We start from the raw sequence: 25,761 nt of genomic DNA on the forward strand, positions 1-25,761 counted from the left end.
GAATAAAAAGACAAAAAGATGCTCTAAATGCTAAAACTAAATAATCATTGAAAAAAATTGTTTAAGGGCATGAGTTAATTCTTATGCCCTTAATTATTTAACTAATCAAAATAAAATATCTTACTAATCAATAGGAAATGAAATGAAAAAATATATATTAATATTATTATTTGCTTTAATAGTATCATGTACAAAAACAGTAGATAAATCACCTCTTGCACTTCAAACAGATTTCGGAAGAAAGGATAATGCAGTTGCTAGTATGTACGGAGTTGCTTTGACTGTAGATAAAGATTTAAAAGTTTATGATCTTACTCATGAGATACCTGCTTTTAATATTTGGGAGGCTGCTTTAAGACTAGATCAAACTGCTAGATATTGGCCTGAAGGTACTGTATTTGTAAATGTTGTAGATCCGGGAGTTGGTACTGATAGAAAATCAGTTGTTATGAAAACTACTAACAATTATTATTTTGTAACTCCTGATAATGGTTCTTTAACTTTTGTTGCTGAAAGTTTAGGTATAGAAGAAGTAAGAGAAATTGATGAAGCTGTAAACAGACTCACTAACTCTCAAGAATCATATACTTTTCATGGCAGAGATGTTTATGTATATACTGGTGCAAGACTAGCTTCAAAGCAAATAACTTTTGAACAGGTTGGAAAATCTTTAGGTACTAATATTACTAAAATAGAATATCAAAAAGCAAAATTTGAAAACGGAAAATTCTCTGCTAATATTCCAATACTTGATGTACAGTACGGTAATGTATGGTCATCACTTCCTCGTCAATTAATGCTGGATAATGGAGTACAGGTTGGAGATATTTTGAATGTTTCTATATACAATCAAGGAAATTTAGTATGGAACGGAGATGTCAAACTTGTTAATACTTTCGGAGATGTACCTGAAGGCGATAATATGGCTTATTTCAATTCAGAGCTTAATTTCTCTGTTGCTGTGAATATGGGTAATTTCTCTGACAAATATAAAGTATACAGCGGTCCTGAATGGAGTATGGAAATAATAAAAAAGTAATATATTATAAAAAAGATAAATATAAAAATTGTGAGCGTCTGCTAAGTTTACTTGGCAGACGCATAGCGGAGAACAATTTTTATTAGCAATAATAGGAACGACTATGGCAAGAAGAAAAAAGAAAAAATCATCTCCTTTATTTATATTATTCATTTTATTAATAGCAGCAGGATACTATTATTATAATAATGTATACAATAAAAAAGAAATATCAAAAACAGAAAAGCCCAAAAAAGAAACTGTTACTATATACAACAGAGACGATTGGGGAGATTGGGCTGATGAAGATAATGATGGACTTAATACAAGGCATGAAGTATTAGCCAGAGAATCATTAATAAAACCTGTAATATCTAATAACAGAGTGATATCAGGAAAATGGTATGATAAGTTTACAGGAAAATATTTTACTAATGCCAAAGATTTAGATATAGATCATTTAGTACCTTTAAAAAATGCCCATATCAGCGGTGCTAGTAATTGGAGCAAAGAAAAGAAAAATGAATACTACAATTATATGAAGAATGAAAATCATTTGGTAGCTGTATCAAAAGGTGCAAATCGTTCTAAAGGTGATAAATCCCCGGTAGAATGGCTTCCTCCTAATGAAGAATATCAATGCGAATATGTAAGAGAATGGTATAAAATCAAAACCGATTGGGGGCTTACAATAGAAGAAGGTTTTGATGAAGTATCAAACAGAGTATGCAAAGGAAAATAATTTTTTATTAATATAATTTTTTAAACTTTACTATACTATAAAATAGTTTGAAATGTTTATACCTAAACAAATATATTTTGTCAAAAATAACATTATATTTTCTTTTGGTTCTTTTATTGGTATAAGGCACAGCCCGCCTTCGGCGAGAACCAAAAGAACTGCATTTTGACTTAAATTTAGTAATTTATTTTACCTGTAAAACACAATTAGTATGATTTAATACTAATTTTATACTTGCACTTTTTGCAACTTTTTGCGGCGGGAAAAAGTTGAATAAAAAAATTAAGAAAGTTAAAAATTTTCAGTATATACTCAATAACTTGTATATGCTTATCAAATAACAGTATTTAAGAAAATCATACTCATACATAATTGTATAAAAGCTAATAATTTATTTATTATAGTCTTCTATAAGCTGTTCAAAAAATCCTTTTTCAACATCAATGAGTTTTACTCTGTTTGTTTGATTAAATTTCTGTGCATCTGATTTATAATTATAATAATACTCTTCATTGTATACTTCTGAAAAATTAGTAGCTGATGCTGATATAAGATTAGATTTACTCATAGAAAATTTATCTAAATATAATTCATTATTTTCTATAATAAATGTGTAATAATATGTTTTAGCACTATCATATTGTTCTATTGTAATATAGTTTCCTGATACAACAATATTAAAATCGCTTAAATATGTATATTCATAAAATGCATCTTGTAAAGGATAAAACCCTGATATAAATGAAGCTTTATTATACTCTTTTTTCCATATAGTTATATAATGAAAATATTTATCCTCCTCGCTTGTAAAATCATCAGGATAATCTATATATTCCTGATTTAATATAGGAGATGATATAAACATATATTTATCATTAGTATCAGATTTAACAATAGACTCAGAAGTTGGTTCATAGTAAAAATAAGTATTAGCTAATTTAAAATTCTGAGCTGTTTTATTTAATATTTTTACAATCAAATCATAATAATTATTTCCTGTAATAACAGTACCATTCAAATTTGTAGGACTTAAAACAGGAAAGTTATTTATTATTTCATCTCTTTCATCAGTATAATAACTATAATGATTCCAAATGTTTTCTAATTCTTGATTGTCTTGAAAACAATTAATATTAACATCAGCATTTTTTTCCAATAAATAATCAGCAATATCATAATTTTCTAAAAATGCACTATACATTAAAGGAGTTCCTATAGAACCATCCCTCATTCTATTTAGAGAATTAATATCAGCACCAAGATCCAGAAAATATTTTACTAAATCAATATCCTGATTATGTATGGAAGTAAATAATAAATCACTTTGTAAGTTATAATCAACTTTTTCAAAATTATAATCGTATAATATATCAAGCATTTTTTTAATAATATCCGAATCACCATTATTAACCATTAAGTCATATACATCTTTATAGTCAAAATATATTCCAGAGTCTATCAAATAATAAACAATATCTGAATATTCTTTACTGCCAATATGATCATAAGATGTTTTTTTAAGATAATAATAATAAGATAATGTTTTAAATATTTTTTCACTTGATAAATCAATGCCATGCTCTACAATCCATTTTATTAAATCATAATAAACAATAGAGTCTGTACTGTATTTTATAGCAAGCATTAATGCATTATTACCATCTTCATCTTCAGCATTGATAGTTTTTATAAGCAAATCTCTTATAGGTTTCAATTTTTCTTTTTCTTTTTTTATTAACTCTTCATTTTCTTCATCATTTCCATACGACTCTAATAATTTATTAACTCTAAATAAAAGTATCTCATCAAGTTCTTTTTCTGTATAAGATTTTATAGGGTATATATTTTTTCTTACTATAACATCACTTTTATTATTAACATTATTAGTAACTATATTATTTTGATTAGTAATAACTGTATTCGTATTTTGTGCTGATGAGTTTAAATTGGTATTTACATTAGGATTTATATTGTTTTCTTTCTTTTCTTCACTATTAGAACAGCTCATTAAAACAATTAAACTTATTATAATTAATACAAATTTCATAATACCTACCCTATCTATAATTTTTTCAAAGTATATATTACAGTGTCTTTATTGTCAAATCTATTGATTTTTATTTATATCTTTTAAACTCTTTTCAAGCATTATAAATTTATTATCAAAGAATTTAAACATTCCTATATAATCATCATCTGTCTGCATAGTATTGCCGTCTTCAAGATTAAGATTATTTTCTATAATGCTTCTTGATAATATCATCAATACCCTGATTATGCTTTCAACCTCTCTTAAAGTTTTATAAGCCATAATCTCATACTTACCGAAATTTTTAAGTCCTTCAGTGTAGGCATGATTTCCGTTATTATCTGAAAAAACATCAACCCTCACCCATAAACGAGTTGGAAAGTATTTATCATTTTTTATATATTCATTCATCTCAAATAAATAAGTATCTTTAGAAATAAGAAGATTAATCTCCCCTATCAAAACTGCAGATACATTATTTACTTTTATTATAGAATAACATACCTTACTAAAAGTTAAAGCAATATCTTTGAAATTAGTATTCTCACTATTAACCTTAATTGATAAAAATGATTTATGACTAAGTATTTTTTCTCTTGTGGCATTATCTATATCATTATAATTCATCAATATTTCAGCTTCATTATCAGGCACATTGAATGGAGCAAGTTCATATTCAAAATCTATTGTTTCAATATTAAATGTATTTTTATTATTATGACTTACTACAGTTATATCTATATTCCAATCTTTTTTTAATTGTAATGAAAAATCATTGAACATTTTATCATCTAGTAATATAAAAGCTATTACAGAATTATTTTGTATTAAATTATTCATTTTTAAGCCTTTATATATTTTTTATAGAATCTATTATCACAGCGAATCCCATACCCAATGAAGCTTTTATTAACATTGCAGTATCATCTTTCAAAAACTCTTTTACTTTATCTACAGCACTTTGAGCATTTTCAAAATAATATTTCTCGCAATTAACTGTATCGTAAATATCCTTTGAGTGCTTTCCAACTGCTATAACAGTATCAATGTTTTTTAATTCATTTATAATTTTTCCTATATCTTTATGATAGCTTGAATTTTCAGTTTCTGTTTCAAGCATATCACCTATTACAGCAATCTTTTTTGATTCTCTTCTTTGAGATAAAAACTTAATCATATTTTTTAATGCAGCAGGATTTGAATTGTAGCAGTCATTTATTACATTGCATCCTTTTATATTAATTATCTGCATTCTGTTTTTTTGAGATTCATAAGTTATCAAAATATCCGCACATTTCTGTAAATCAACATTATAGAGTTCAGCTGCTTTTAATGCGGATAAAACATTATGCAAATTAAAATCTCCTATTAAATTATGTTTAAAAGTTATGCCTTTATACTCAAATGTATTATCATCTTTTTTTATTATTTCTTTTATATCAGCTTCTATTATATTTTTTATATTGTTTCTACTAGCCTCTTTTTTTAATATATCAAAGCAATTAGTATTTTTATTAATTACAGCATTAGCATTTTCTCTAGTATGATTAAAAAGCTCTGATTTAGCTAATGCAATATTTTCTATAGAACCTAAATGGGCAATATGCACAGGCTCTACATTATTTATTATAACAGTATTCGCCTCTATAGCTTCAGATATTCTTAATAATTCATTTTTATGATTCATACCGGCTTCAATAACTGCTATCTCATAACTATTATCTAAATTAAATATTGTTTTAGGCACTCCTATTTCATTATTTAAATTGCCTTCTGTTTTCAATGCTTTATATTTTGTAGATAAAAATAAATGAGTTAATTCTTTTGTAGTGGTTTTTCCGCAGCTTCCTGTTATTGATATCACAGGTATATTGAATCTTCTTCTATATTCTCTAGCGAGTTTTATAAAGAAAAGTATTGTATCATCAGCATAAAAAACTACCGCATCATCTGGAAGTTTTATACTTGCATCGCTTAAAATAAAATATCTGCATCCTTTATTATAAGTTTCTAATGCAAATTTATTTCCGTCAAACTTTTCGCCTTTAATTGCTAAAAATAATTTACTCTCACCAAAATTATCTCTGCTGTCAGTTGATATTTCTAATTCTAAATTTAAATCTTCTATATTTTTAGAGCATTTAGAGTTTAATTCTTTTGTTACTGCAATTATATCTTTTAATAAAGTATTACCCATAATAATATTTCCAATTAATTTATTTTGTTAACATAATTAAACCATATAAACAAATATTTGTAAACATTATATTTATCTATTTGTAATCATAATAGGCACGCTCTCATTATGAAGCCTATCTAAAGCAGTAATATAATAAATATAAGTTTTTTTAGGATTTGCAGTTTTATCATTATATACTATGTTAGAATTAGAATTGAAATTAGTTCTTCTTATTTTATCAATCAAAACTATATAATCTTCATCAACATCTTTTCTGTATATAGAATAATAAACGCTTGTACCTTCTACAGCACAATTATATTTATCAGTTTTGTATTCTCCTGAATCTGTGAAAGTGATTTCTACACTATTGAATTTATTTGTTATATAAAGATTAGTTAAACCTGAAGGTGTAATATTTAAATCTTTCATAGTGTTCATAGTAGGTATTATAGATTTAAAAGGATAACTATTTTCTTTTAAATAATTCAAAGCTTTATAACCAAAACCTTTTGTATGAATATCATCTTTATACATATTTCTCATAGTAAAAAATACAGAACCTTTTATATAATTTCTTCCATTAGTCCTTATATAATCAACCTGTTTTGACATCAAATCTGTATCCTGCCAAGGCTCTACATTTGTATCCCTGCCCATTTTATAAAGAGGATGTCCTACATATAAATCTGCCAATTTACCATTAGTGGACTTTTTAGCCTGTTCAATCCACCAATCAGCTATAATGTCAAAAGGAGCAGTCTCATGCTTATCACTCCAATAAATCTGCGGTATTATAGCATCAACATACATTTTATTTATTCCGTCTTTTTCAGCGGCATTTTTTAATGATTCAGTTTTCTCGCCATTAAGCATCCATAAAAGTACATCAGCATGCAAAGCATCAAAATTAGGATTATAAGACTGAGTATCGCTTCCATATTCATAACCATTATAATCTGAAAGTTTTTCTTTATTTCTCCAAACTCCCGCAGGAGATATAGTCCATTTTACATAAGGTTTTCTTGATTTTATTTCTTTATATATGGAACTTACAAGAGTATTAATGTTATTTCTCCTCCAAGCATAAATCCCATTAACTCCATAATCATCATAATTTGTATTGGAAGGATCATAACCTTGACTAGATGCATATTTCGAAGAGCTTGTTTCATCAGGCCAATATTTGTATGTCTTATCATCAATCATATTCTGATAAAAATAATCATCAAAATGCACCCCGTCTATATCATAATTTTCAACAACTTCCATGATAGAATCTATCACATATTTTGCACTTATAGGTTCGCCCGGATCTAAATAAAGTTTATTATCATACCAATGAATAGGTGTTAAATTGTTGGAATAAGCATATACATGAATGAAATTCTTTTTTGAAAACTGCTCTGCATAGCTTTTATTAGTATCATAAGTTACGGCTATTCTATAAGGATTAAACCAAGCATGAACTTCTAAATTTCTTTTATGTGCTTCATCTATAATAAATTTAAGCATATCAGTTTTAAAAGGATAATAATCTGTTTCATTAGTAGAATCTTTTCCGAAAAAATATCTAGTTGTAGGATTTATTTTTGAAGGAAATATTACACCAGCATCAGGCTTAACCTGCACAAATACAGCATTAAAATTATTATTGTATAATGTGTCTAAATATTTTAAAGCAAGTTTTTTTTGCTGCTCCTCACTTTTTCCCTCAATAGGCCAATCCATATTATTTACAGTAGAAAACCAAGCGCCTCTGAATTCTCTATATAAGGGATTTAAACTTCTATCATCATTAATATCACTTATAAGCATAGTTTTCAAATTATTAGGAATAATTATTTCATTCTTTTGACAAGATAAAACATAAAATATAAATATAGATATAAAAATAAATAACTTTCTCATAAAATCAAACCTTATATATAAATAAAGGGCTCGTAAATTTATAAATTCACTAGCCCTATTAAAATTATCTATCAATTAAATAATCATATTAAAAATGAATAATATTTAGTATTGCCGGCAGTATCCATTACCTCAATAGTAACAGAACCAGCATTAGCATCATCTATATTTATAGTAAATACTTCATTCATAGAATCTAACATACCGTCATCAGGAACAATATATTTCCATTCGCCTGTTATAGTAGAATATCTTACTGTTTTTATGAAAGATAATTTATCTTCTACTCTAAAAGTAATTTTTCTCTTTGCACCGATTCCTGTAACATTGAAATCTAAAATTTCAGGAGGATCATTATCATATTTTATATTAAACACTTCTAAAGTTTTAGTCTTAGCGATGCTTATAGGATTATCATATCTGTCGCTTGCTGTTATTCTAAAATCATAAATTCCTGAAGGAAGTAAATAAGATTCAAACTTAAAATATGATGTAGACAAATTATCAGCTAATTTTCTGTAATTTTTCTCGCCTTTTAATCTATACTCTAAATTATATATAAGTTTATCACCATTAGGATCAGTTCCCTTCCAATAAATCATAGCCTCATTTTCTTCTAGCTGAGGATTTTTAGCTGTTTCAGTAGAATCATTCTGCTGAAGATAATAAGTAGTAAGTCCTCCATTTAAAACTTCAGGAGAAAGATTATTTTCAATATAGCTAAAATCCATAGAATTTAATACAGGAGTAGTTTCTGTATCAGAAGTTGTCATTGTAACTTTAAATTGTATAAATCTTCCATAAGGCACATCTATTTTACCATCAGTACCTACAGCTACAAAACTGCTCCAAGTATTATCAACTCTTGCAACATTTCCTGTTCTCACTTCAATAGATATAGAAGAGCCATCAGGAATAGTAGACATTGTATTTAAACTTCCTAATTTACTTAAAAGTTTTAAATCTAAACTATCGCTTGTAAAAGTACCTTGATTAGGATAAGTATGTTTTACTCTATATATCTCACCTGTTTTTGATATGGCAAAATAAAGTCCGTCATCAGAAACAGCAAATGTAGAAAGTATTTTATTTTTTAATCCGCCTATATATGATAATAGTCCGTCATTTCCTCCTATTTTATATATATCAGCAGTATCTCCTGTAACAAAATATATATTATTATTGTTATCACTGCTTAATGCTAAAACCAATGTTTGATTTAAGAAAAATAATCTCTGAACTGTACCATTAGTATCAGCTTTATATAAAGAGTTTCTAAATTCATTTTCACTTTCATCAGGTCTTTTATCTCCATCTATTATAGAAGGAAGAAGCAAATAAGCAGGCTGTCTTGTAGAAGTTCCAAAATATAAATTACCTATATTATCCATAGTTATAGCATAAACTTCATTTTCAGCAGTATCATAAAGAACATTGTATGAAGGATTTTCTAAATTTGTAGATAAATCAATAACTAATACAAGTCCTCTTCCTGCAGTACCAACATAAAGTTTATTACCATTTTCATCATATAATAAAGACATAGCATGCTGTTCTTCTGTTTTTAATACTTCTTTAATATTACCGTTAGACGAGATTCTCAATACTCTGGCATTATTTCCGCCGGCAGCAGCAAATAAATTTCCCTTATCATCAAACTTCATATCCCAGATATAAGTATCATCTAAAGTTTTTCTCCAAAGCTCATTTCCTTGACTGTCATATTTTATTATTTTTGCATAAGGACCTGTAGCTGCATATACATTTCCTTCACTATCAGTAATAACTGCAGTAAAAGCATTTTCACCTTTCTCTGAAGCAAATAATGTAAAGTTAGTATCATCAGCAGTTCTTTTATAAAGTTCAGCACCGCTTCCGCTTATAGCAGCAAATAAACTTCCATCATTGGCAGGATACATTTTCCATATATCTTTACCAGCAATTACACCATTCTGTTCTATTATAGGAGCTAAAGTTAAGCTTCCCTGTTCTGTAAGCATTATTCCGTCATAAACACCATTATCATAAAAACCTTTTTTTCCGCTTGATAATGTTCTAGTAACAACACCAAAACCATTAACAGAAAATAAGATTAATATTATTTGCAAAGTAATTAGAATCTTAACAATTTTCATATTTTCTATCCCCTTCATTCTTATATCTATTTTTTATCTCAACATAAAATAATAATTTAACGATTCTCGTATTTTCTAGCACCTTCTATTATTATATCCAATTTCATCATTCCTAATATAGAACTATCCATTTGATAATTTCCATTAATAGGAGTAATAACAGCAGCTTTATCTGATGTAGCATTTTTAGCCATAGCTCCATATCTAGAAGGTGGAAGTGTAGGATATAAGTCCTTACCTATTTGAACACCTCTTGATGAAGAATAAAGCCATACTTTCAAAGCACTGTCATCATAACTTTTTCCATATATACGCTGAACATCATCTAAACTTCTTATTTCATATTTACTAGGCATAAATAATTGCTCTGCATAATTAAATATGTATTCATTAGCAGCATATATAGTATAAACATCTGTTTTTAGATTAACAGGAAGTCTTACAGGAATATCAACATATTGTTTTTCTTTTCCATAAGGAGTATATCCCAATCTTAAATGTATAGTTTCTCCGGCAACTGCTCTAGGCTCTACCAAAGTTATATCATTCAAAAAAACATATTCAAGATTGTTTCTTTTTATAGATAATTTTATTGATTTTATTCCAACTCTATTAAAATTATTACGTATAAAGAAACTAACAGGAGATATTACTTGAGCTATAGCATCTTTAAATGCATCAGCAGAAGAATAGGATAATATTCTATTACTTACTTTATAAGGCTCTTCAAAATAATCTGTTTCTATTTCATAGCTTATACTAAATACCCCCTCTTCATTTTCTCCAGCAGCAGAACTTATAGCATTATATAATGACATAGAAAGTATATCTGTAAAAAATGCTGGATCATTTAATACTCTAAAATTAAAATCTCTTTTAAGGAAATCTGTATCATCTAATTCTATTTTTACAGGAACCATCACATTTTCAGGAACTTCTCCATAAACACCAGATACACCGAACACTCCGTCATAAATAGTATATCCTAAATAATTAGAATAAGCATATCCAAGTTTGAATGAAGACTCATAAGAAGGCAGCATATGATTAATATACGCTCTTGATACGGGTGCTCTTAAGCTTCCTTTTGACCACATAGAGTGACCAAAAATAACAAATTTCTCATCATCTGTGTGAGTAACTGTACCTATACTTGCTAAAGAAATATCTCCGTCAGCAAGAATTAATGCAACTGAATCTCCGAATAAAAATTTCTTTGCCTGATTTGTATCAGAAACAGAACCTCCTGCCTGCATTGGATAAAACCCATTTTTATTAAAAGAAGAAGAATATGTATCAAATGCTTTTGTACTTACACCAGAAAATATTAAAGGTGTTTTAAGCGAATTATTATCAGAAAAAGCTAATTGAGGAGGCTGCAAATTAGTATCATTATATAATTTAAACATTTCTTCTATAGGTGTAACTCCAGCTATAGGATCTTTAGAATAGCCCCATCCAAAAGATAATGCCCCCGCTAATTTTCCATTAAAATATATAGGAGAACCGCTCATACCAGCTACAATTCCTGAATGTTCTAGATCAAGCCCTTCACATCTTACAAGTATAGCATCTGAGTTACGCCATCTTTTTTTTAATATGGATATTACTTTTACTTTAAAAGGCTCTACATTAGTTCCATGTGCAACTGTATATCCTACCCCTTCCATTCCCTCATAAATTTCGTCCATAGATATAATTTCAGGGTTTTCTGGAGGATAAGGCGGTAATTCTTCATTTGTCTGTGAAAATAAATTGAATGTTAATGTAACTAACAATGTAAAAATAAAGATTAATTTTTTTTTCATAGTTCCCATCATATTGTGAAATTATTTATATAAATTTAATACAAAAAACTATATTATAATTAAATAGTAAAATCATAATACATCAATTTTTAATTATATACAAGCATAATTATTAAATAAATTTCCTTGACAAATAATATATATATATTAATATTATATTAAATAGGTATATAAAAAGAGGGTTAAAAAGTGGTAGAAGCAAAAATACTTAATTTAGCAATTACAGATAAAGGTTTTGTAGTTATTTTAAAACCTGAAAAATCTGATAAAGTTGTACCAATATCAATAGCATATTTAGAGGCTCAGTCTATAATGTCCAGTCTCATAGGATATAAAATAGAAAGACCGCTTACCCATGATATAATATACAGCATATTTCAAAACTGCAGTATAAGATTAATAAATGTAATAATAGATAATGTGCATACAGATACTTTCTTTGCTAAATTAGTTATAGAACATAACGCTAAAAATATATTTATTGATTCAAGACCTTCTGATGCTATAGCACTTTCCTTAAAATCAAAAGCTCCTATATTTATAGAAGAACATGTTATAGAAAAAGCTGGTATCTTATTAGAAGAAAATGATAGCTTAATGAAAGTAAAAGAAGGAATACCTTTCACATATCAAAAATTTGATAGAGAAGAACTTAAAGAAAAAAATGCTGAAAATATATTCGTAAAAAAAGAACCTGAAGAAATTAATAATAATATTTATAATCAGCAATTAAATACAATTAACAATAATAATAAAAAGAATAAAGAGGAATTACAGAAATTGTTAGATCAGGCAGTAAAAGAAGAAAGATATGAAGATGCTGCTAAATATAGAGATGAACTTGATAATTTAACAGAATAATATAAATTTATTTTCTATTATTTATTTATATTTCATATATTATATAAATAGAAATAATGATAATCATAGAGGATATATGAAACACTGTATTAAAATAATTTTATTTTTAATATTATTTAGCTATTCAGTAATATATTCAAAACCGTCTGATAAAATAAAATTTGAAGCAGGCGAACTTACAGAATTAGAATACGATTTCTTCACAAAAGTTGATAATGGAGAAACTAATGACTTGGAACTTCATTATGACGGATTCATAATTGCTTCAGGAATTACTGATGAAGATGAATTTAAATTCTATAGACAAAAATTAGATGATATAAGAAATTTTGCCAAAAAAGAATTATCTCAATATACCAAAGAAGGAGCATATGCTTTCGGTAAAAGACTCTTAAATTGGCTCTATACAAGCGGAACATTAAAACAATACTTTGAAACATCTACCCTATTTCAGGATTTAATATATAAAGGAGAATACAACTGCCTAAGCTCAAGTATATTATACTCTCTATTATATAAAGAATTCGGATTCGAGGTTACAGGAGTATTAACTTCAAGTCATTCTTTCTGTACTGTATATGCTGATGGTAAATCTATTGATGTAGAGACTACTTTATCTAAAGGATTCGATCCTGGACAAAAAGAAATAAGAAATACAGGAAATTCTACAATAGTTACTTTCGTGCCTCAGGGAAATTATAGAGATAGAAATAATGTAGATATACTTACTTTAATAGCAACATTATACCCTAATTCTATTTCATTAAAGAAAATAGAAAAAGATTTAGAAAAACAATTAGTTATGGCTAAAAAAGCATACTATCTTTCTCCAAATACAAAAATGTATAATGATAATTTAGTTAATGCTTACAATAGATTGGCTTTAGATTATCTAAGTAAAAATAATTTTGAAGCTGCATACAAAACTTTGGAAGAAGCTTATGTGTTTGATTCTAATAATGCTATGACCAAAAACAATAAAATACATTATTACAATACAATAGGCACATCTTATTTAAGTAAGAAAGATTTTCCTAATGCTATAGAAACATATAAAATAGGAATATCCGATATAGGCGAAGGTGCAGATGTATTAAAAAGAAATCTAAAAGTTTCATATTATAATTATGCTGTTACAGAATATAATCAAAGAAGATACAATAATGCAAGTGTTATATCTGAAGAAGCTTTAAAATTATTTCCAAATGACAGAGATTTTATAAGATTATTATCATCTATACCGAAATAATATAAAAATAATTCCGAATATATTGTATGAAATTTTATTTTACAATAATAATATTTATTCTTATAACTTGTCCTTATAGTTTTGCCCAAAATAATTATAATCTTAATATAAAATTTAGAGTAATTGAAAAATTTGATAAAATACTATCATCAGATAATAAAGAATATGTATTTTATATAGATGCAAATTATATTTTCACTGATGAAGGTAAAACTATATACAGCAATAATATATATAATATTCAAAATACATTAAATGATTTAGAAAGACAAGAAAAAGAAGCAAAAACTCAAGCTGAAAAAAATTCTATAAATCAAAACATTAGAATATATAAAGCATTACTTACTTATAATACACCGCCTAAAAAATTTATCACTTTGTTAATAAATAGACAAATACATCAATATATATCCAAATATCCTTCAAGTTATATAGATGATATGATGCAAAATAATCTACAGGCTTTTTATGATGATATTAGAAATAGTATAGTACAAAATGAAAAATATACCGGTAAATTTACTTCTATAAAATTTCTCACAAAAGATAAATTCAGATATTTTACAGGGAGAACATAAATTATAAATTGAATTGAGATTTCATTTTTTCAATATCATATCTTGCTGTACCGCCTTTTACTTGAACCATCTCTTCAGATACGCTGGAAGCAAATTTCAATACATTGTTAATATCAAGTCCTCTCAATATAGCATAGCTCAAAGCAGCACAAAATGAATCTCCAGCCCCTACTGTATCAACAACATTAACTTTATTTGAAGGACTAAATATATATTCATTATTATATAATACACTTGCTCCTGCAGCACCAAGAGTTAAGAATATATAATCTATATTAAAATCTTTATTAATGGCTTTGAGTAATATTTCATTATCATTTTGTAAAGAAGGATAAAAAAAGTCTTTTATAATAGCAAGCTCATCATCATTAATCTTTAATATATTTATAAACTCTAAAGATTCTTTTATTTTTTCTTTAGTGTAGTAATTTTTTCTGAATGTTACATCACAGACTCTATATTTGGCATTAATATTTTTGAATATAGTTTTTAATGTATTGTAAGACTTTTCATTTCTTTGAGATAAGATATTAAAATAGAACATATCATAATTTTCTTTCAAAGCATTTTCTATATCATTATTATATTCTATATTATCCCAAGCAGCATTTTCATGTATTATATAATCAGGTACTTTCTTTTCATTAAGAAAAACAGTAGCCTTTCCTGTTTCATAATCTTTAGAAATCTGTATTAAAGATTTATCTATATTTTCTTTATCAATAAAAGATAAAGCATCTTTGGAATAATCATCATTTCCTAATGCAGTTATAAATTTTAATTTATCATCTTTATTTAAAAGTCTTGAAAGCTGAAGAGAATAATTAAAAGGAGCTCCTCCTATAACTGAAACATTATCATAAACATCATATAAAAGTTCTCCAAAACTTAGTATTTTAAACATAAATAAACTCCTATTTATTCTTTATTATCTTGTTCTTTAATAATAGGTGCTTTTAATGATAATCTTATTATAGAATCATTAGTAACAGATGTACCCGGCTGCGGTGAAAAATCTGTTATATATCCTTCACCTTGTATCATTATTTTAGCATTATTATTTGATACAATATAAGATATACTATTTAAAGCATCTCTCAAAGAAAGCCCTGTCAAATTAGGCATAATATTGTTTGTAATATTATTTGAATGAGGTACTAAGCTTAAAAAATCATTAGTATTTATTGTATATATCTCTCCGTCAATTAACCCTAAATAAGGAATAATTTGATTTGCAATCTTAGCAAAAAGCGGAGCTGCTACTCTACCCGCTCCCTGAGATCCCTGTCCTTGAGGGTCATCAAGAAGTACGAGTATAGAGATTTTAGGATCTTCAAGAGGAAAACCTCCCACAAATATTGATTGATAATACTTTTCAGGTTTTTCAGATTCACTATTTCTATAAACTTCTGTTATTGCTGTACCTGTTTTACCAACAACATCTATATTGAGCAAATTAGCTCTATGTCCTGTAGATCCTGATTCAACTCCTTTTCTAAGTAAAACTCTGGCTATTTGAGAATACTGTTCATCTATGATTCTAGTTCTTTTTAAATTGTTTGTTGCACTTATTTTCTCTATACCATCATAGAAGGAATTAACAACATGCATAGGTACTTTCCATCCACCATTTAAAAGAGGTAAATATGAAGCAGCTATCTGCATAGGCGTAACACTCAAATCGTAACCTATTGCTAAATAACCTTTTGAAAATCTATGCCATTTATTTAAAGGGTGATATATTCCGCTCCATTCATTCTTATAAGGTCCTACCCCTGTAGGTTCTCCGAATCCAAATCTTTTTAAATAATCATAAAAAAACTTATTATCTATTCTTTCGGCTATAGTTACAACGGCAAAGTTGCAACTGTATTTCAATATATCATTAAAAGCTACATCACCATGAGGATAATCGCAATGTATTCTGGTCTGTCTGCTATAATCATAATAGCCTTTACAATGAAAAACTTCATCACTATTTACAACTCCCTGTTCTATTGCCGCAAGTTCAGCAAATATTTTCATTGTACTTCCAGGATATATAGTACTCATTATACTTCTATCCATTCTTTCATTATTTACATAAATAAAAGGGTTATTCGGATCAAATGAAGGATAAGAATAATTAGCTACTATTGCTCCTGTATTAACATCTGACACTATTACAGTTACAGACTGAGGAGATTTCTCTGCTACAGTTTTTAAAACCTCATTTCTCACTATAGTTTGAACATCTCTATCTAAAGTTAATACTATATCTTTTGGATTATCATTTTCTGAAGAAAGAATTGCTTCATAAGTTGCTTCAAGTCCAGCATAACCTTCGGTTTCTGTTTTATTCATATAACCTATAACATGGGCAAATACATCTTCATAAGGATAAAATCTTTTATAACTTTCTATACCATAAATGCTTTTAACATTATATTTATCTTTTATATCCTTTATTTTTTTATAAGAATCCAAATTAATATTTTGGGCAAGCATTATAGTTCTTCTTTTTGTATTAAGCAAATCAGCAAATTTTTCTTTTGTGATGTTTATAATATTAAATATTTGAGAATAGGCTTCATTTATATCTGTTTTATCATTGCCATCTAAAGAAACAGATTCAGTGTCTAAATAAATAGTATATGCAGGAATATTTATAGTAAGAGGATGCATCTTAGAATCGTATATAGTTCCTCTTGGCCTGTCAAGTCCAACTAATGATGATACTGATTTTCTTTCTTTTATAGTTAAATTAAATAACTGTATGAATATAGCTATCGTTCCTATAAAAAAACAAATAAGGAATAAATATAATCTTTTAACTCGACTGTCATTCATAGTTAGGAAAATGAGGCGGCGAACGGATTTGAACCGATGATAAGAGTTTTGCAGACTCCTGCCTTACCACTTGGCGACGCCGCCATATCTTTTAGATGTTATTAATAATATATTAGAATTAATAAAAAGTCAATAGATATAAAATAATAAATATTAGTGATATTTATTATTTTATAAATAATAAATACTAAAATAATATACATTACTAACTCTAAAGTAGATAAAAAATAGCTGACAACCTACTTAGTAAGTTATCAGCTACTAATTTATTATATCAATTAATAAATATTAATTTTCTTCTAAATGAGCATAGAAAAACTTGTGGAATCCTAACGGATTGTATACAACATCTTTTAATTTAGGATTAACAAGCAAAGGCTCTGTGAAGAAATAAAGAGGTATAGCTCCCATATCTTCTTCTATAAGAATTCTTTCTGCTTCATGCATAGCCTGCATTCTTATATTATTATCATCTGTAGACATAGCCTGTCCTATAAGCTCATCATATTTTTTATTGCTGTATCCACCATTATTTTGTGTGTTATAACTAGTAAACAAACTCATCATTGACATAGGATCAGAATAATCTGCAGACCAATAAAGTCTTCCTATCATGAAATTCTTTTCTAATAAAGTTTGTCCAAGCAAAGCATTATCTATTTGAGTAATAGTAGAATCTATATTAAGATGCTCTTTCCACATTTGCTGTACTGCTTCAAATATTTCTACATGGTTGCCCGGATCTGTTTTAAATTCTATAACAGGAAAACCTTCTCCATTAGAATATCCAGCATCAGCTAAAAGTTTCTTAGCCATTTCTATATTTTTAGCATATCCTTCTTTTGATATATCATAAAAATCTCCGCCATTGATTCTAAAATCACCATTAACATCATTAACAGCATAAGGCACCCAACCGCCTGCAGGTTTTTGTCCACCTTTTGTAACTTGTTCCACTATATAATTTCTATCTATAGCAAGCGATAATGCTTTCCTTACTCTAGGATCTTTTAAGTATTGATTAGTAACATTTATAGGATAATAGTATGTAGCTATAAGAGGCTTAATCTGTATCAAACCCTCTTCTGTAAGTGTAGGTATATCCTTTTGAGGAGGTTCATAAGCCATATGTAAAGAACCGTCTTTTATTCCGGCAACAGCAGCAGCTCCGTTTTGCATAAATACAAATGTTATTTTTTCTGCCACTATTGTATCAGCATTCCAATAATTAGGATTTTTTACCATTATTATATTTTCATCTATATTTCTTTCAGACATAACATAAGGTCCATTACCTATATAAGTTTCAGGGCTTAATGTCCATTTATCTCCATACTGTTCTATTATGTCCTTTCTTAAAGGTGAAAATGTAGGGAAAGCAATTACTTCCAAGAAATAAGCCGTAGGAGCTTCTAATTCTACAACTAATGTATGATCATCAAGAGCTTTTATTCCTAATGAATCAACAGGTAATTCACCTCTTGTAATAGCCATAGCATTTTTTACAGGTTCATGCTGATAACTATATTCACTTGCTACTTTAGGATCAACTTGTCTTTGCCAGCTATATACAAAATCCCCAGCAACAACAGGTTTTCCGTCAGACCAAGTAGAATTAGTTCTCAAGAAAAATGTATAAGTTTTTCCATCTTCACTAATTTCCCAACTCTCAGCAACACCTGGAACTATTTTATTATTTCTATCTCTTACTGTTAATCCTTCAAATACATGAGATATGTAAATTACACCATATATTTGAGCATTCAAACTAGGGTCTATAGTTTTTGGCTCAACGCTTAAATTGACGATTATACCTTTATCATTAGCACTGTCTTTTTTAGAACAAGAAGCTGCAAATAAAAGTACAAGACAAATACTAATAAAAGACAGAAAAATCTTTCTACTTTTCATAATTAACTCCATTAAAAATTAAACTTAGTAAATTAATTTTATATAATTTTACAAACTTAGTCAATTAGAAAAAATATAAAAAATTACAAACAGAATTAAATATTTTTTATTTGATTCTTACATTTTCCTGTATTTTTGAATTCAAATATGTTATCAATAGAAATACTCACCATATTAAGTAATGCTTCGTCAGTATAAAAAGCAAAATGCGGAGTTATTATAACATTATCCATTTTAAATAATTCTTCTATAATTTCATCTTTTAATACAGTATTTCTTATATCTTTATTAACATATTCTATCTCATTAGAATATACATCTAAAGCAGCTCCTCCAATATGTCCGCTTTTTAACCCATCAAGCAAATCTTTATTATTAACTATTCCGCCTCTGCTTACATTAATAATATAAACTCCTTTTTTCATTTTATTTATAGAATCTTTGCAAATCATATTTTCAGTTTCTTTGCTGTATGGTATATGATATATTATGGCATCACTATTTTTATATAATTCATCCAAACTCACATATTCTGCATAATTTTTTATTTCCTCTTTTTCTGTTCTTGAATATACAAATATATTTTTAGGAGAAAATCCTTTAAGATGTTTCACAGTTAAAGATCCAATCCTACCTGTACCCACAACACCAATATTTAAATTTCTAATCTCTTTTGCAACAAGACCTGTCCTTGTATAATTTCTGTTATAGCCATTTATAAGAAGATTATTATAATTTTTAATTAGAGAAAGCAAAGAAAGAATAGTAAATTCACTTACAGAATTAGGAGAATATGAAGGTACATTTGCTATTTTTATACCTATTTTATTGGCATAATCAATATCTATATTATCATATCCAACAGATCTAGTACTCATATATTTCACACCGTATTCTTTCAATTTATCAAGAACTTTATCAGTAATAGCATCTCTTGCATTAAAAACTATAGAATCAAAACCTTCAGCATCTTTAACATTATCAATATTTAAATGATGTTTATGTAATGTAAATTTTGTATTATATTTTTTTTCCATTAATTTAAAAAATTCTGCTTCATCATCTAAAAATGAATATACAACTATACTCATAATATTTCCTTTAAAATTAAAAAATAATTATATTTAATGATAAACTAGTATATTGTTTTTAAATATATTTATACAAAAAATAAAAATTAGTATTATAAAAACTTATAGAAAAAGTTTGAATAAATAAAATTAATCAATAATTTATAATAAATCAAGTTTGAAAGAAAAATACATATACTATGGCAATAAAAACAAATATTATAATAGCACCCAATCCAAACATCATTAATTTAAATGTATTAACTTTAGAAAATATTTTTTCAAATAGGCCCTTATCTTCATTTTCAATAGTAGGCTCAGTATATACATCTTTTTCTGGATTGAATAATTTTAACTTGATAGGTTCAATTTCTTCTATGAAACAGCAATATCCGTCTATCAATTTTAATAAAATTTTAATAGATTTTTCTTCTACAGTTTTTTCTAAAACTTCAGCAGGAACTAAATATTTAGAGTATTTATCTTTTTTTCCTTTGAGTTCAAGATATATTATATTTTCTTCTACTGTATTAGAATTTATAGTAACCATAACTTTATCACCAGGAACTATATCATTTATAGATTTTCCTCCTATAGGATCAACCACAAATGAGGCGTTAATAAGTTTATAAGTAGGAGCATGAACTTCTTCATTTGAAGTGTTTTCAGATTGTGTACCATCACTAGTATTTTGATATGCTGCATGCATAGAATCTGTAGCTTCCATTTCTTTATTAACATCTTCTATAGCTAAACGTACAGAATTAATATCAATAATACTGCTATTTATATCAAATGTACCTATATGAAAATCCATAAATCTATTCATAGCACTAGCAAATATATCAATAATAGAAATACTATTATTATTGCTTTGATATATTATAATATTATTAATATTTTTATCTTCATTAAAGATATTTGATATAATTTCATTAAATTTATCAAAGTATAAATTTTTCTCACTGTTTAATTTATTATAAATTTTAATATGTTTATATAACTCTAATAAATCAGTATACGCATTTAAAAAAATTAAAAGTTTCTTATCATCTGAAATAACAAATGCAACATCTATCAAAGTGCTACTATATTTATCTATAAAGAAAACAAGATATATGTATTTGTTTAAATCACTATACTCGGCTAATATTTTAATAGCAAGTACTTCATCATTTGGACTTATTTTTTGTTGTGACATAAATCTATACCTATCATAAAAAATTCTGGCTGTTATTATATCATAACTAATATAATAAACAATACCAAAACATCATCATATCAAAAAATAATTATTAAAATAAACACTTGATTTTTTTATGTTTAATTATTATAATTGCTTATTCTAAATTAATAAATTTCAACAAATAGATTTTAAGAGGATTTTTATGTCTGAAAATACAAATAAATTGCAAAAAAATGCAGAATTAATATTTACATATATATATAATAATAGAATAATATTTATATCCGGTTTTGTTTTAATAATTGTAATCATAGCAGGAATTCTACTATATAAAGCAAATATAGAAAGCCAAGATGCTGCTAGTAATGTAGAATTTGAATCAGCTTTGGCTTTATATAATGTATATCAAAATGCTCAATTACCAGCAGAACAATTAAATGATCCTGCTTTAATAATAGATATCACATCAAGATTTCAAAAAGTATATGGTGCTGCTAAAGGCAATAATCTTAAATTAAGAAGTGCATATGCATTAGGATGTGTTTATTATGATATAAATAATTTTAAAGAAGCTGAAAAATACTATCAGGAAGTAGCAAATTCAAGGGGATTCTATTTACAGGAAACAGCAATGTATAATTTAGCTAATACACAAATAGGTCTTACTAATTATACTCAAGCTGCATCTACTTTAGAAAACTTTATCAAAGCATATCCTAAAAGCTATTTGATACCTCAGGCCACTTTAACATTATCTGATGTTTATCTATCTCAAAATGATAAAACAAAAGCATTAAATGTATTAAAGTCTTGGGCTACTAAAAATACTAATAATATTGAATATCTTTCTTTATTTAAAGAAACCATCTCATTAATAGAAAATAATGTTTATTAATAAAATTATTCATTATTAAATATTTCAAGTAAGGAAAAAAAATTGAATAAGAATGCTCCTCTCATAGTTCAGGGCGATGGTACTATTCTATTAGATGTAAGTACTAAACATTTTGAAGAAATTAGAAATTTTATGTTAGTATTTGCAGAATTGGTAAAAAGCCCGGAATATATACATACATATAGAATAACATTGGTGTCTTTGTGGAATGCTGCTAGTTTGAATTATACATCAGAGCAAATACTTAGTTTTTTGAAGAAGTATACATCTTATGAAATACCTAAAAATATAGTAAAGCAGATTGAAACTAGTATAGAAAAATACGGCAGAATAAAAATAATAAAAGAAGATGATAAATACTATCTTATAAGTGAAGACAAAAATATTATAGATGAAATTCTGCATTATAAATTGATGACTAAATATATAAAAGCGGAAATTAATCCTAATAAATTAGAAATAGATGCTACATACAGAGGACATATCAAACTTGCTCTTATAAATATAGGATACCCTGTTCAGGATTTAGCCGGATATAAAACAGGAGAAGAATATCATTTTCATATGAGAGATAAATTAGCATCAAGCGGAGATGATTTTGCTTTAAGAGATTATCAAAGAAATTCTGTAGATGCTTTCTATGCTGACGGAAAACCTGAAGGAGGTGCTGGAGTTATAGCTCTTCCATGCGGTACTGGTAAAACTGTTGTGGGAATTGCTGCAATGCATAAAACTCAAACAAAAACTCTTATAATAGTTACTGGTGTTACAGCATGCCGTCAATGGAGAGATGAAATATTGGATAAAACTGATATTCCTCCTGAAGATATAGGCGAATATAACGGACTCAATAAAGAAATAAAGCCTATAACAATAGCCACATACAAAATACTTACATACAGAAAAAATAAAGAATCTCCATTCGTGCATTTTGAATTATTCTTTCAGCATAATTGGGGATTAATAATATACGATGAAGTGCATTTGCTTCCTGCTCCTATAATAAAACTTACTAGTGAAATTCAAAGTATGAGAAGATTAGGACTTACTGCTACTTTGGTAAGAGAGGATGGACTTGAAAAAGATGTATTCTGTCTTATAGGACCTAAAAAATTCGATATACCTTGGCGTGAATTGGAAGAAAAGAAATTTATAGCTGAAGCGTACTGTTATGATATAAGAATACCATTAGATGATTCTCATAGATCTGATTATGTTGTATCCAGCGACAAAGTTAAATTTAGAATAGCAAGTGAAAATGTATTTAAATATACAATAGTGAAAAAAATCATAGAAAAGCTTGAAGGTAAAAATATCCTTATAATAGGTCAGTATTTAGATCAATTAAATGAGATGAAAAAAAGAACAGGATATACTATAATCACAGGAAAAACTCCTCAAAGTGAAAGAGATATAATATACAAGAAATTTAAAACTGGTGAAATAAAAATACTTATAGTAAGTAAAGTTGCCAACTTAGCTGTTGATTTGCCTGATGCTAATGTTTTAATACAGATTTCTGGAACTTTTGGTTCAAGACAGGAAGAAGCACAAAGATTAGGAAGAGTACTACGTCCTAAAAAAGGTGAAAATAAAAGCTACTTCTTTTCAATCATCACTACAGATACAAAAGAAGAAGATTTTGCTCATAAAAGACAATTATTTTTGACAGAACAAGGATATCATTACGAATTAGTAGATAAAGATTCATTTGAAGAATTAGAGTTTAATAATTAAAAAAGTTTAACGAATAAAATAATTTACTTGTTAAACTTTATTAAATTGTAATGTATTTTATACTATTGAATAAAGAAAATAAATCAGTTAATCTAAAATTATAAATTATAAACAAATCTTTACTATATCTTTTTTATTTTCAGATTTTTTAAAATCTAACAAATTAAAGCTCTGATGAAAAATCTTCTTCAAGTTTTTTTCTTAATCTTACAATTCTTCTATTTTTATCTTTTGCAATAAGATTATATATTTCTTTGACATTATCTTTTGTTATAGTTATATAATCTTCTTTAGGATAAAATGCTTGCATATATATTTTAAGTCTTGTATGCAATTTGTTTTCATCATCACAAATTAAAGTTATATCTTTTAATTTATCTAAATTCCAATTTTCTAAAGATTCATAATGATCAAAATTTTCTGCATATCTAAACATAAACTCTATATTAGTTACTTTCTTTGTATTCCATTTATCCAAAGGCTGATTAAAACTTTCTGCTGAAAAAAACATACAGCTCATATAGTTTACATTAGACACATTCCAGCTATTTAAAGGCTGATCAAATTTTTTACAATCATCAAACATTCTACACATATTTTCAACATTTGAAACATTCCATTTATCTAAAGGCTGATTAAAATTCTCACAGCTATTAAACAAATCTTCCATATTTTTTACATTAGATACGTCCCAATCATTAAGAGGCTGATTAAAAAATGTACAACAACTAAACATATTTGATAAATCTTCAACTTTACTAATATTCCAATTATTTAAAGGCTGATTGAAATTTTTTGCCAGATTAAACATAAATGACATATCTTCAACATTAGAAGTATCCCATTTATCTAAAGGCTGATTAAAACTTTCTGCTAACTTAAACATACCTCTCATATCTTTTACTTTAGATACATTCCAGTTATTTAAAGGCTGATTAAAGTTTTTTGCTAAATTAAACATAAAGGACATATCTTCAACATTAGAAGTGTCCCACTTATCTAAAGGCTGATTAAAAATAGAACAATAGGCAAACATATTATTCATCTTTTTAACTTTAGATACATTCCAATTATTTAAATTAGGATTAAAATCTATTCTTGATAAATCTAAAATAAAATTAAAGTCCATAGAGGCAAACATATAAGACATATCCTCAACATTAGAAACATCCCAATCTTCTATGCCTTCAAAATCTTTTCTTTTACTTTTATGAAAAAGATAACTCATATCTGTAATAAGGCTTGTATCAACACAATCAAGTTTTATGCCGTCTTTAAATACTAATTCTCTTAATTCTTCTTTTGTAGCTGGTTTGTATTTTTTCATAAATTAATCCTTATTTCAATTATAATTTTTTATAAAATAAAAGATTATATAATATTAAAGAAATATGTTTTACATGTAATATTTATTTATTTTGTATAATAATAAGTAATCAGCCGCACGTATAAAGGACTATCCATAATATTATGATATATTGTGCGGATTGCCACTACGCCTAGTAGTTGACAAACTATAAAATTTTTAGTATATTTAAAATTAAATACAATTTCTAAAAATTAATTACATATTCTATTATTAAAAAAAGAGCAGATAACAAACAATGATACCTACTCTATTAT

The 25,761-nt window shown here is 26.8% G+C and carries 19 protein-coding genes and 1 tRNA gene; 7 read left to right on the forward strand and 13 right to left on the reverse strand.

Features of this window, described 5'->3' with window-relative positions:
• The first annotated feature begins 142 nt into the window (after positions 1 to 142).
• Both BRSU_RS07265 and BRSU_RS07270 read left to right on the forward strand, forming a co-directional pair.
• A complete protein-coding gene (locus BRSU_RS07265; protein WP_048594682.1) occupies positions 143 to 1,039 on the forward strand; it encodes an SAM hydrolase/SAM-dependent halogenase family protein in 897 nt (298 codons plus the stop codon).
• 103 nt (positions 1,040 to 1,142) lie between these two features.
• Positions 1,143 to 1,760: a GmrSD restriction endonuclease domain-containing protein gene (locus BRSU_RS07270; protein ID WP_048594684.1), complete on the forward strand. Its 618-nt coding sequence runs from the start codon at positions 1,143 to 1,145 to the stop codon at positions 1,758 to 1,760.
• A gap of 391 nt (positions 1,761 to 2,151) precedes the next feature.
• On the opposite strand, the gene BRSU_RS07275 is transcribed toward BRSU_RS07270, so the two are convergent.
• The 6 genes from BRSU_RS07275 to BRSU_RS07300 all read right to left on the reverse strand — a co-directional run bounded on the left by BRSU_RS07275 (position 2,152) and on the right by BRSU_RS07300 (position 11,831).
• Positions 2,152 to 3,807: an ankyrin repeat domain-containing protein gene (locus BRSU_RS07275; protein WP_167336123.1), complete on the reverse strand. Its 1,656-nt coding sequence runs from the start codon at positions 3,805 to 3,807 to the stop codon at positions 2,152 to 2,154.
• A 60-nt stretch (positions 3,808 to 3,867) separates the two neighbouring features.
• Positions 3,868 to 4,629 carry a DUF4261 domain-containing protein gene (locus tag BRSU_RS07280; protein ID WP_048594686.1) on the reverse strand — a complete coding sequence of 254 codons (762 nt, stop codon included), beginning with the start codon at positions 4,627 to 4,629 and terminating at the stop codon, positions 3,868 to 3,870.
• 10 nt (positions 4,630 to 4,639) lie between these two features.
• Positions 4,640 to 5,986 carry a UDP-N-acetylmuramoyl-tripeptide--D-alanyl-D-alanine ligase gene (locus BRSU_RS07285; RefSeq protein ID WP_048594688.1) on the reverse strand — a complete coding sequence of 449 codons (1,347 nt, stop codon included), beginning with the start codon at positions 5,984 to 5,986 and terminating at the stop codon, positions 4,640 to 4,642.
• Between the two features lie 72 nt (positions 5,987 to 6,058).
• Positions 6,059 to 7,879 carry a glycoside hydrolase family 10-like protein gene (locus tag BRSU_RS07290; RefSeq protein ID WP_048594690.1) on the reverse strand — a complete coding sequence of 607 codons (1,821 nt, stop codon included), beginning with the start codon at positions 7,877 to 7,879 and terminating at the stop codon, positions 6,059 to 6,061.
• Positions 7,880 to 7,962: 83 nt separating this feature from the next.
• Entirely contained in the window at positions 7,963 to 10,014 is a 2,052-nt protein-coding gene (locus BRSU_RS07295; RefSeq protein ID WP_048594691.1) for an NHL repeat-containing protein, read from the reverse strand.
• A gap of 56 nt (positions 10,015 to 10,070) precedes the next feature.
• Positions 10,071 to 11,831 (reverse strand): SpoIVB peptidase S55 domain-containing protein, encoded by a 1,761-nt coding sequence (locus BRSU_RS07300; RefSeq protein WP_048595150.1) that lies wholly within the window; start codon positions 11,829 to 11,831, stop codon positions 10,071 to 10,073.
• Positions 11,832 to 12,011: 180 nt separating this feature from the next.
• On the opposite strand from BRSU_RS07300, the gene BRSU_RS07305 reads away from it, so the two are divergent.
• The 3 genes from BRSU_RS07305 to BRSU_RS07315 all read left to right on the forward strand — a co-directional run bounded on the left by BRSU_RS07305 (position 12,012) and on the right by BRSU_RS07315 (position 14,510).
• Positions 12,012 to 12,683, forward strand: a complete 672-nt coding sequence (locus BRSU_RS07305; RefSeq protein WP_048594693.1) for a bifunctional nuclease family protein — start codon at positions 12,012 to 12,014, stop codon at positions 12,681 to 12,683.
• Between the two features lie 76 nt (positions 12,684 to 12,759).
• Positions 12,760 to 13,932 (forward strand): tetratricopeptide repeat protein, encoded by a 1,173-nt coding sequence (locus BRSU_RS07310; RefSeq protein ID WP_048594695.1) that lies wholly within the window; start codon positions 12,760 to 12,762, stop codon positions 13,930 to 13,932.
• Between the two features lie 26 nt (positions 13,933 to 13,958).
• Positions 13,959 to 14,510 carry a hypothetical protein gene (locus tag BRSU_RS07315; RefSeq protein WP_048594697.1) on the forward strand — a complete coding sequence of 184 codons (552 nt, stop codon included), beginning with the start codon at positions 13,959 to 13,961 and terminating at the stop codon, positions 14,508 to 14,510.
• 1 nt (position 14,511) lies between these two features.
• On the opposite strand, the gene BRSU_RS07320 is transcribed toward BRSU_RS07315, so the two are convergent.
• From BRSU_RS07320 to BRSU_RS07345, 6 genes are all read right to left on the reverse strand, one after another.
• Positions 14,512 to 15,414 (reverse strand): carbohydrate kinase family protein, encoded by a 903-nt coding sequence (locus BRSU_RS07320; RefSeq protein WP_048594699.1) that lies wholly within the window; start codon positions 15,412 to 15,414, stop codon positions 14,512 to 14,514.
• A gap of 14 nt (positions 15,415 to 15,428) precedes the next feature.
• Entirely contained in the window at positions 15,429 to 17,339 is a 1,911-nt protein-coding gene (locus tag BRSU_RS07325; RefSeq protein WP_048594701.1) for a penicillin-binding protein, read from the reverse strand.
• Between the two features lie 13 nt (positions 17,340 to 17,352).
• A tRNA-Cys gene (locus BRSU_RS07330) sits at positions 17,353 to 17,423 on the reverse strand.
• A gap of 204 nt (positions 17,424 to 17,627) precedes the next feature.
• A complete protein-coding gene (locus tag BRSU_RS07335; protein ID WP_048594702.1) occupies positions 17,628 to 19,250 on the reverse strand; it encodes a peptide ABC transporter substrate-binding protein in 1,623 nt (540 codons plus the stop codon).
• A 95-nt stretch (positions 19,251 to 19,345) separates the two neighbouring features.
• Positions 19,346 to 20,341, reverse strand: a complete 996-nt coding sequence (locus tag BRSU_RS07340) for an NAD(P)-dependent oxidoreductase (RefSeq protein ID WP_048594704.1) — start codon at positions 20,339 to 20,341, stop codon at positions 19,346 to 19,348.
• Positions 20,342 to 20,492: 151 nt separating this feature from the next.
• Positions 20,493 to 21,521 carry a hypothetical protein gene (locus BRSU_RS07345; protein WP_048594705.1) on the reverse strand — a complete coding sequence of 343 codons (1,029 nt, stop codon included), beginning with the start codon at positions 21,519 to 21,521 and terminating at the stop codon, positions 20,493 to 20,495.
• Between the two features lie 187 nt (positions 21,522 to 21,708).
• On the opposite strand from BRSU_RS07345, the gene BRSU_RS07350 reads away from it, so the two are divergent.
• Together BRSU_RS07350 and BRSU_RS07355 are read left to right on the forward strand one after the other, a co-directional pair.
• Entirely contained in the window at positions 21,709 to 22,401 is a 693-nt protein-coding gene (locus BRSU_RS07350) for a tetratricopeptide repeat protein (protein WP_048594707.1), read from the forward strand.
• A gap of 42 nt (positions 22,402 to 22,443) precedes the next feature.
• Positions 22,444 to 24,138, forward strand: coding sequence for a DNA repair helicase XPB (locus tag BRSU_RS07355; protein ID WP_048594709.1), 1,695 nt, complete (start codon positions 22,444 to 22,446; stop codon positions 24,136 to 24,138).
• 163 nt (positions 24,139 to 24,301) lie between these two features.
• On the opposite strand, the gene BRSU_RS07360 is transcribed toward BRSU_RS07355, so the two are convergent.
• Positions 24,302 to 25,465, reverse strand: coding sequence for a BspA family leucine-rich repeat surface protein (locus tag BRSU_RS07360; RefSeq protein WP_048595151.1), 1,164 nt, complete (start codon positions 25,463 to 25,465; stop codon positions 24,302 to 24,304).
• Positions 25,466 to 25,761 lie beyond the last annotated feature (296 nt).

Origin of the sequence: Brachyspira suanatina, from assembly GCF_001049755.1 — a bacterium.
Classification (GTDB): domain Bacteria; phylum Spirochaetota; class Brachyspiria; order Brachyspirales; family Brachyspiraceae; genus Brachyspira; species Brachyspira suanatina.

Bases quoted from the DNA above. Each gene is read 5' to 3' on its own strand.
- BRSU_RS07350 (WP_048594707.1), top strand. From the start codon at position 21,709: ATGTCTGAAAATACAAATAAATTGCAAAAAAATGCAGAATTAATATTT.
- BRSU_RS07290 (WP_048594690.1), bottom strand. From the start codon at position 7,879: ATGAGAAAGTTATTTATTTTTATATCTATATTTATATTTTATGTTTTA.
- BRSU_RS07320 (WP_048594699.1), bottom strand. From the start codon at position 15,414: ATGTTTAAAATACTAAGTTTTGGAGAACTTTTATATGATGTTTATGAT.
- BRSU_RS07345 (WP_048594705.1), bottom strand. From the start codon at position 21,521: ATGTCACAACAAAAAATAAGTCCAAATGATGAAGTACTTGCTATTAAA.
- BRSU_RS07315 (WP_048594697.1), top strand. From the start codon at position 13,959: ATGAAATTTTATTTTACAATAATAATATTTATTCTTATAACTTGTCCT.
- BRSU_RS07325 (WP_048594701.1), bottom strand. From the start codon at position 17,339: ATGAATGACAGTCGAGTTAAAAGATTATATTTATTCCTTATTTGTTTT.
- BRSU_RS07285 (WP_048594688.1), bottom strand. From the start codon at position 5,986: ATGGGTAATACTTTATTAAAAGATATAATTGCAGTAACAAAAGAATTA.
- BRSU_RS07310 (WP_048594695.1), top strand. From the start codon at position 12,760: ATGAAACACTGTATTAAAATAATTTTATTTTTAATATTATTTAGCTAT.
- BRSU_RS07275 (WP_167336123.1), bottom strand. From the start codon at position 3,807: ATGAAATTTGTATTAATTATAATAAGTTTAATTGTTTTAATGAGCTGT.
- BRSU_RS07270 (WP_048594684.1), top strand. From the start codon at position 1,143: ATGGCAAGAAGAAAAAAGAAAAAATCATCTCCTTTATTTATATTATTC.
- BRSU_RS07300 (WP_048595150.1), bottom strand. From the start codon at position 11,831: ATGGGAACTATGAAAAAAAAATTAATCTTTATTTTTACATTGTTAGTT.
- BRSU_RS07280 (WP_048594686.1), bottom strand. From the start codon at position 4,629: ATGAATAATTTAATACAAAATAATTCTGTAATAGCTTTTATATTACTA.
- BRSU_RS07360 (WP_048595151.1), bottom strand. From the start codon at position 25,465: ATGAAAAAATACAAACCAGCTACAAAAGAAGAATTAAGAGAATTAGTA.
- BRSU_RS07335 (WP_048594702.1), bottom strand. From the start codon at position 19,250: ATGAAAAGTAGAAAGATTTTTCTGTCTTTTATTAGTATTTGTCTTGTA.
- BRSU_RS07295 (WP_048594691.1), bottom strand. From the start codon at position 10,014: ATGAAAATTGTTAAGATTCTAATTACTTTGCAAATAATATTAATCTTA.
- BRSU_RS07265 (WP_048594682.1), top strand. From the start codon at position 143: ATGAAAAAATATATATTAATATTATTATTTGCTTTAATAGTATCATGT.
- BRSU_RS07340 (WP_048594704.1), bottom strand. From the start codon at position 20,341: ATGAGTATAGTTGTATATTCATTTTTAGATGATGAAGCAGAATTTTTT.